At 47.9% G+C, this 6,715-nt stretch carries 9 protein-coding genes; 4 read left to right on the forward strand and 5 right to left on the reverse strand.

The window, feature by feature from the left end; translation table 11 throughout:
- The 4 genes from ABDK92_10730 to ABDK92_10745 all read left to right on the forward strand — a co-directional run.
- Nucleotides 1-1,073 (forward strand): glycosyltransferase family 39 protein (locus tag ABDK92_10730; protein ID MEN3187077.1); only part of this gene is annotated, 1,073 nt, incomplete at its 5' end.
- Nucleotides 1,074-1,075: 2 nt separating this feature from the next.
- Nucleotides 1,076-1,372, forward strand: coding sequence for a hypothetical protein (locus ABDK92_10735; GenBank protein ID MEN3187078.1), 297 nt, complete (start codon nt 1,076-1,078; stop codon nt 1,370-1,372).
- 337 nt (nt 1,373-1,709) lie between these two features.
- Nucleotides 1,710-2,711: a LacI family DNA-binding transcriptional regulator gene (locus tag ABDK92_10740; GenBank protein ID MEN3187079.1), complete on the forward strand. Its 1,002-nt coding sequence runs from the start codon at nt 1,710-1,712 to the stop codon at nt 2,709-2,711.
- Nucleotides 2,708-4,102: a hypothetical protein gene (locus ABDK92_10745; protein MEN3187080.1), complete on the forward strand. Its 1,395-nt coding sequence runs from the start codon at nt 2,708-2,710 to the stop codon at nt 4,100-4,102. Before ABDK92_10740 ends, ABDK92_10745 begins: the two co-directional genes overlap by 4 nt.
- 541 nt (nt 4,103-4,643) lie before the next feature.
- Here ABDK92_10745 and trmD read toward each other — a convergent pair.
- From trmD to ABDK92_10770, 5 genes are all read right to left on the reverse strand, one after another.
- On the reverse strand, nt 4,644-5,402 hold the full coding sequence (gene trmD, locus ABDK92_10750; GenBank protein MEN3187081.1) for a tRNA (guanosine(37)-N1)-methyltransferase TrmD: 759 nt from the start codon (nt 5,400-5,402) through the stop codon (nt 4,644-4,646).
- Nucleotides 5,378-5,884 carry a ribosome maturation factor RimM gene (rimM, locus tag ABDK92_10755; protein MEN3187082.1) on the reverse strand — a complete coding sequence of 169 codons (507 nt, stop codon included), beginning with the start codon at nt 5,882-5,884 and terminating at the stop codon, nt 5,378-5,380. The genes trmD and rimM overlap by 25 nt, the downstream gene beginning before the upstream one ends.
- 12 nt (nt 5,885-5,896) lie before the next feature.
- On the reverse strand, nt 5,897-6,127 hold the full coding sequence (locus ABDK92_10760) for a KH domain-containing protein (GenBank protein MEN3187083.1): 231 nt from the start codon (nt 6,125-6,127) through the stop codon (nt 5,897-5,899).
- Nucleotides 6,124-6,378: a 30S ribosomal protein S16 gene (gene rpsP, locus ABDK92_10765; protein MEN3187084.1), complete on the reverse strand. Its 255-nt coding sequence runs from the start codon at nt 6,376-6,378 to the stop codon at nt 6,124-6,126. The genes ABDK92_10760 and rpsP overlap by 4 nt, the downstream gene beginning before the upstream one ends.
- Nucleotides 6,379-6,397: 19 nt before the next feature.
- On the reverse strand, nt 6,398-6,715 hold a 318-nt coding region (locus ABDK92_10770), incomplete at its 5' end, for a signal recognition particle protein (GenBank protein MEN3187085.1).

Here is a 6,715-nt window from a genome sequence, read left to right on the forward strand (position 1 = left end):
CAGTTCACTTCGTTTCCTGGGGGAGTGGGCAAAACGCCCTCTACGCATATCTGTCCATGCCCTTTATCCGACTTTTTGGCCTGAACGTCTTTTCGGTGCGATTTCTGAACGCCCTGATAGGGTGTTTGTCACTTTTTCTCTTCTACGACCTGATGAAGAATCTCACCGATAGAGACACAGGAATCATCGCCCTTTTTTTGCTCGTCATAAGCCCCTGGCATATTATGACGTCCCGCTGGGGTTTAGAGTCAAATATTTTCCCTGGCTTTTTGTTGCTTGGAACGTGGCTTCTTTCTCGCTCTCTTCAGCGGGAATTTCTCCTCCCGTTGGCTTTCCTTGTTTTTGCCCTATCTCTTTATGCCTATGGAACGGCGTACTTTTTCGTCCCACTTTTTCTCCTCTGTGTATTGCTTTACCTTCTTCGACATGGCAGGGTGAGGATACCGGTTCTTCTTCTGGGGAACGCAATCTTTGCCCTGGTGGCCATACCAGTGGTTCTTTTCGTGTTCATCAACCTCCGGGGCCTTGATTCCATCATCACCCCCTTCTTTTCCATACCACGATTGCCGACCCCCAGGTTTGGTGCAGTTTCATCCCTTTTCGAAGGACGGTTTCTCATTGAATCCCTAACAAATCTCCGGGACCTTTTGGATCTCCTTTTCCTCACCCAACATGACGGTCTCACCTCAAACAGCATCCCCGCCTACGGATATCTCTTTCTCCTCAGTCCTCCCTTTCTTCTTTTTAGGTTTTTCCATACCCTCCGTACCCGAAAAATGCGGACTCAGTTCAATCCTCTGTTTCTGCTTGTAGTCTGGTTTTTGGTGGGGGTGTTTTTGGGAATCGTAACCAGGGTGAATGTGAATCGGATGAATGCCATTTTCCTGCCAGCCATTGGCCTTGCGGCAATAGGAATTTCCTTCGAGAACATGCCAGAACATTCTTCCGGTATCTCATACTCTGCTACTACCTCTCTTTTGCCTCTTTTCTCTATAGCTACTTTTTTACCTATCCCATCAATGCTGGGCCAGCTTTTTTCGCCTCCTTTGGCGAAGCGATTCAGTATGCCCTGAAAATGGCCCCACCAGAAAGTACGATTTATATCACCGATACTGTGAACATGCCCTATATCTTTGCCCTCTTTTATGAGCGCACTGACCCAAGGGTTTTCCTCCAATCAGTAACCTACGCGAACCCCAAAGCGCCGTTTCGGGCAGTGCCATCTTTTGACCGTTACCGCTTTGGAATCCGGAAAGAGAACCTCCAGGGCGACGTCTTCATCTTCCACAATTCCGAAGCATCCCTTTTCGAGCATTCCACTTTCACCATCCAGAAGTTCCAGTACTACTCGGTTGCCATACGAAACCAGTAATAGACTCCACCAAGGGACCATCCTGACTGAGCAATGATACAATCTTATTTTTGGCAAATCCTCGAAGTCTTTTCGCTTGCAACCTCTTGTTGAGCTCAGAGAGGAAATGGACACCTAAATCGGACTTGACCCGGGTCTCCTCTTTTCTCTCTAATGTTTTCCCCGGACCAATAACACCTAAGGGATACCCACCTTTTGCAAGAGCTTCTCACTCTCTCAAAGCACTGTGAACGAAACCCTGGTTTTTCTACGCTGGGCATAATAGGCTTTTGACAACTGGTGGTGTTTTTTGTAAAATTTGCGCAAAACAAAAATTTTTCGCAAAGAAGGGAAAAATGTGGCCACACTGAAAGAAATCGCCCAAAAGGCAGGGGTTTCCATAACGACGGTTTCTCACGTAGTTAACGGTACACGTCCGGTCAGCGAAAAACTCAAGGAACGAGTCCTCAAGGCAATGGAAGAGCTGGGCATAGAGTTGCGTTTTCCCCCTCGTAAGAAACCCTCGCAGCTCATTGCTATGCTTATTGACGATATTTTTAACCCCTTTTTTATCGAGGTTTTTGCCTCTGCCGAAGCCACAGCTCGAAGCATGGACTACCATCTTTTGCTCCTTCCCTCCATCGAAAAGGGCTTCGACATCCTGTACCTCCGGGACCTTGAGGAGAAGTCTGTAGACGGGATTATTGTGGCTACTCGTCTTGGTACCTCATACCTCAAGAAGGCTTTTTCAAAGCAGCTTCCCATGGTTTTTCTCGGTGGAAGCCTTGATGTACCCTTTTCAACAGGGGTCATCCTCCCAGATGAAGCCGGAACATATCTTGCTACGAAACACCTTCTCTCCCTAGGGCACACAAAAATCCTCTGCATCGGAGGTTCAACAAAAATTTCCCTTTTCCGGGACCGATTCCAAGGATATCTAAAAGCCCTCAAAGAAGCGGGAATTCCTGAAAGCTTACACTACCTTGTCGAACTCAACCTCACCTTTCAGGAAACATACGCTTTTGCTCTTGAATTCCTCAAAAAAGGTATCCGCGAAATTACCGCAGTCGTAACTCACAATGATCCTGCTGCCTTAGGCGTCCTCAAAGCAGCGCAAAACCTGGGTATTCGGGTTCCCGAAGACCTCTCGATTGTAGGGTTTGATAATACTTACCTGACCCAGTACACGAATCCCCCGCTCACTTCAGTAGACATACCTAAAAAAATCATCGGCAAGAGACTTGTGGAACTTATGATTCGCCTCATCCGGGGGAATCATGTGGAACCCTGTATCATCGAAGAGGTATCTCTATCCCTTAAAGGTTCCACCGCTCCAAAGAGGAAGGAGGAAAGTCTGTGACCAAAAGACCGAAAATCACCGTCATCGGCGCTGGAAGTGCTGTTTTTGGGCTTTCGACTCTGGTTGGTATTTTGCGACATCCAGACTTACAGGGAGTCGAACTCTTTCTCCATGACATCAACGCTGAAGGTCTAGTAAAAATCCATCGCCTTGCTGAGAAGTGTAACGAGCTTCTCAAGGGAGATGTACACCTCAGAAGCTCCACAAATAGAAAAGAGGCCTTAGAGGGGGCGGATTTTGTAGTACTTTCTATAGCCGTTGATCGGGAAAAGTGCTGGAGGCTTGATCGGGAAATAGCTCTACGATATGGAATCAACCACTACGCTGAGAATGGAGGACCAGGAGCATTTGCTCATACTGCCCGCAATCTTTCAGTAATTATGCCTATCCTTCGCGATATGGAAGAACTCTGCCCCCATGCCTGGCTTTTGAACTTCACCAATCCAGTACCCAAAATTTGCACTGCTGCCTCTAAGTACACAAAAATAAAGACTATTGGCATTTGCCACCAGATTCAGTTCGGATACTTTATCCTGGCTGCCCTCTTTGCTGAAGAGCTTGGCCTTAAAATTCCCAAAGATTACAACTTCCGCTGGAATGACCAATCCATCGCTCTCTTTCGCCTCATGAGCAAAAAAGCAAAAGAGCGCTTTCTCATCCGGGCTTTTGGACTCAACCATTGTACCTTTATGCTCTCAGTCACTGAGAAAGAAACAGGCAAAGATATGTACCCAGAGATTCGGCAACGGGTCCCCAAAATCCGAAAAACCCTTCCTCTTTTTGAACCTCTCACCATGGACTTTTTTGAGGTTTTCGGTGTTCTTCCTGTCCCTGGGGATTGTCACCTCTGTGAATACCTCCCTTATACCCACAACGTGCACCGGAAAACCTGGGAACGATACGACATCCAAATGTACGACTTCGACTGGGCAGAGCGGGGAAGAGCGAAAATGTGGGAGGAAATCGACCGGATGATTGCCGGTGATATCCCCATTTCCCGCCTCGAAGATATTGAAACTGAGCGAGGAGAATTCATCATTGCAGGTATCTTGAAGAACCAAAACAGTTACGAAGAAGCGGTGAATATCCCAAACACTGGGTATATTACCAATCTCCCCGAAGGAGCCATCGTGGAAGTTCCAGCAGTCCTGGGAAGCGAAGGTCCTTTGGGTTTGAGCTGTGGAAAGCTCCCTGAACCCATTGCCGAACTCTGCCGGCGACAGACACTCATCACAGAACTTACGGTACGGGCTATTGTAGAAGAGGATAAAAAACTTGCCCTTGAGGCACTCGCCCTAGACCCCATGATTGATGACCTGGAAGTAGCACGGAACATTCTTGATGAGTACCTCACCGTTTTTGACCCGTACCTGAAGTATAAGCTCCGATGAGGGGGAACTGCTCACCAATTCGATAAAAACATTATACCAATGAAGTCAGTGGGACGATTTTCCATACCGATGACCTTGGAATAAAACCAGGTTTCTGGCGAGTTAGACACTTTGAAAGCTCTTGTTTTCCCTTGGTTTGCAAGACCGAAAGAATAACCGGTATCGTTCCTACGGCAATATCTCTGAAGTCATGAAGGATTTTCTTGAAAACGCGAAGATTGACGCTCTACATCGATCCCAAGATATCATGATTTTGGTAACAGATTTCAAAAAGAAATATGGAAATCGAATCAGCATCTTAGATGAATTATGTATACAAAAAACATAGCCACCACAGGTGTAATGAAGGCTGCGAAGACGAGGAAAAGATCCAAAAGCTTTTAAAGATTGTCTCGGGCGCTCTTTCTTTTTGCTGAGTTTTTACCCCACGGCGAAAAATGCTCTCTATGAAGACCCTCCCGAAGAAAAACGCTGGACCCCACCACGTAGGGTTCAAAGCCAAAAAACTTTAAAACACAATTAGACCAAGTTGACGGATGAATTAGAAAGATCGTGAACCGTCTCTTTTTCCATTCTTTTCGTTCTGCTCTCGCCACTTTTCCCACAGATCAGGACGCGCTTTTCTGGTCTTTTGCATGGCCATCTCTTTTCGCCAGCGCCCGATCAAAACATGATTCCCTGAAAGGAGCACCTCGGGCACGTTCAGGCCCTGAAATACCCGGGGACGGGTAAACTGTGGCGGACCAAGCAAACCATCATTGAACGAATCAAGTTCCAACGATTCTCTATCACCCAAAACACCTGGAAGCAAACGTACCGTCGCTTCGACAATCACCAGAGCCGGTAATTCCCCACCCGAAAGTACGTAATCGCCAATGGAGATCTCCTCAGCGTTGGTCAGTTTTAAGACCCGCTCATCAATCCCCTGATAGCGACCACATATAATCAGAAGATGCGTATCACAAGATAACTCCCAGGCTTTTTTCTGAGTCAGCAATGCCCCCTGGGGACTCGTAACGAGAACTCGAGGAGCACTTGCAGTATAACTCTGGATAAAACGTACAGCTCGTAAAATTGGCTCCGGCTTGAGGACCATTCCTGGTCCCCCACCAAAGGGATAATCGTCCACGGTACGATACCGATCCAGAGTAAAGGAACGCAAATGGTGAACCTTCAAAAAAACCTTCCCCTTTTCCTGAGCCCTTCTGAGAATCGAAGTTCCAATATACGCCTTGATCGCCTCAGGAAAGAGGGTCAGGATATCGATCCGCAAGCTCATTCCCAGAATCCTTCCGGGCATTCCACCCGAATTATCCCTTGGTTCAGGTTAACCTCCTTCACATAAACCCGGATAAAGGGAAGTAAGAATTCTCGACCCTGTTTATCTTCCACCACCAGATAGTCGTAGGCAGGACCCTCTACGACCGAAGTCACCCGACCCCGCTCACTTTCGCCCTCCCGAACCACAAGACCAAAGAGCTCAAATTGATAGAACTGATTCTCGGGTAAGGGAGAAACCGCTTCCCGGGGGACAGCCAGGAAGAGACCCCGAAGCGATTCCGCTTCCTCGGAAGAAGAGACTCCCTGAAATCGAACCAGGAGTATTTTGTCCCGAGGCGTGACCTCTTCCACCAGAATCTCTTTCCATCCTTGTTCCGGGTGCCCTATCCACAACCAGGCACCAGATAAAAAACGGCCGGGGAAATCCGATAATGAGAACACTTTCACCCAGCCTTGAAGGCCAAAAGAGGCCACAATTTTACCAACCAGAACAAAGAACATGCATGAAAAGGGCTATTCCAGAATCTCCACCACTGCTTTTTTTCCGCTTTTCACACTTGCTGCTTTGACGATAGTTCTCATTGCCTTGGCAATTCTTCCTTGCTTTCCAATGATTTTCCCCATATCCTCAGGAGCCACCCGTACTTCATAAATCACCGACTGCTCCCCTTCAAGTTCGGAAACACTGACACGTTCCGGATCATCAACTAATGACTTCACCATGTACTCCACAAGTTCCTTCACTGCGAAATAACCTCCCGCCGCACCTTCCGGAGAATATTCCTCACCTTATCGGAAGGCTTAACACCCTGAGAAAGCCAGTACTCAATTCGATCCCATTTCAAAGCCCAAACCGGGGGATTCATGATCGGAGAATAATTTCCCAGGATTTCAATCGGTTTTCCATCCCTCGCTTCTTCAGAATCAACGGCCACAATTCGATAATGCGGAACATGCGCCCGACCAACACGTGTTAATCTCATCTTCACTGCCATTCTTCCAACGCTCCTTTCTTCATAGTCCCCATCCAAAGGGTTTCCTACCAAACAACGAAAAACCTTTTCCTCTTTTCATTTGCTTCCAGATTTTTCGAAAATCTTCAAACTGCTTCAGCAACCGATTCACTTCCTGAACACTCGTACCACTCCCCTGAGCAATCCTTCGCTTGCGACTGGCATTAATGATGGTCGGATTTACCCGTTCTGCAACGTCGTTGCGGCGCTGGCCGACGCGGGCGCGCGGACGGCCATCGGCGAGCTGTACCTGCGGCTCGGCGACGAGCGCGAGGCGCGGCGCGTGTTCAGCGAGATCGTGGAGTTCGCGCCGGACGAC

Source organism: Atribacterota bacterium, from assembly GCA_039638595.1.
GTDB lineage: Bacteria > Atribacterota > Atribacteria > Atribacterales > Caldatribacteriaceae > Profundicultor > Profundicultor thermophilus.

Coding starts and splice junctions, on each gene's coding strand:
- ABDK92_10735 (MEN3187078.1), top strand. CDS start 1,076: ATGGCCCCACCAGAAAGTACGATTTATATCACCGATACTGTGAACATG.
- trmD (MEN3187081.1), bottom strand. CDS start 5,402: ATGCCCGGAAGGATTCTGGGAATGAGCTTGCGGATCGATATCCTGACC.
- rimM (MEN3187082.1), bottom strand. CDS start 5,884: ATGTTCTTTGTTCTGGTTGGTAAAATTGTGGCCTCTTTTGGCCTTCAA.
- rpsP (MEN3187084.1), bottom strand. CDS start 6,378: ATGGCAGTGAAGATGAGATTAACACGTGTTGGTCGGGCGCATGTTCCG.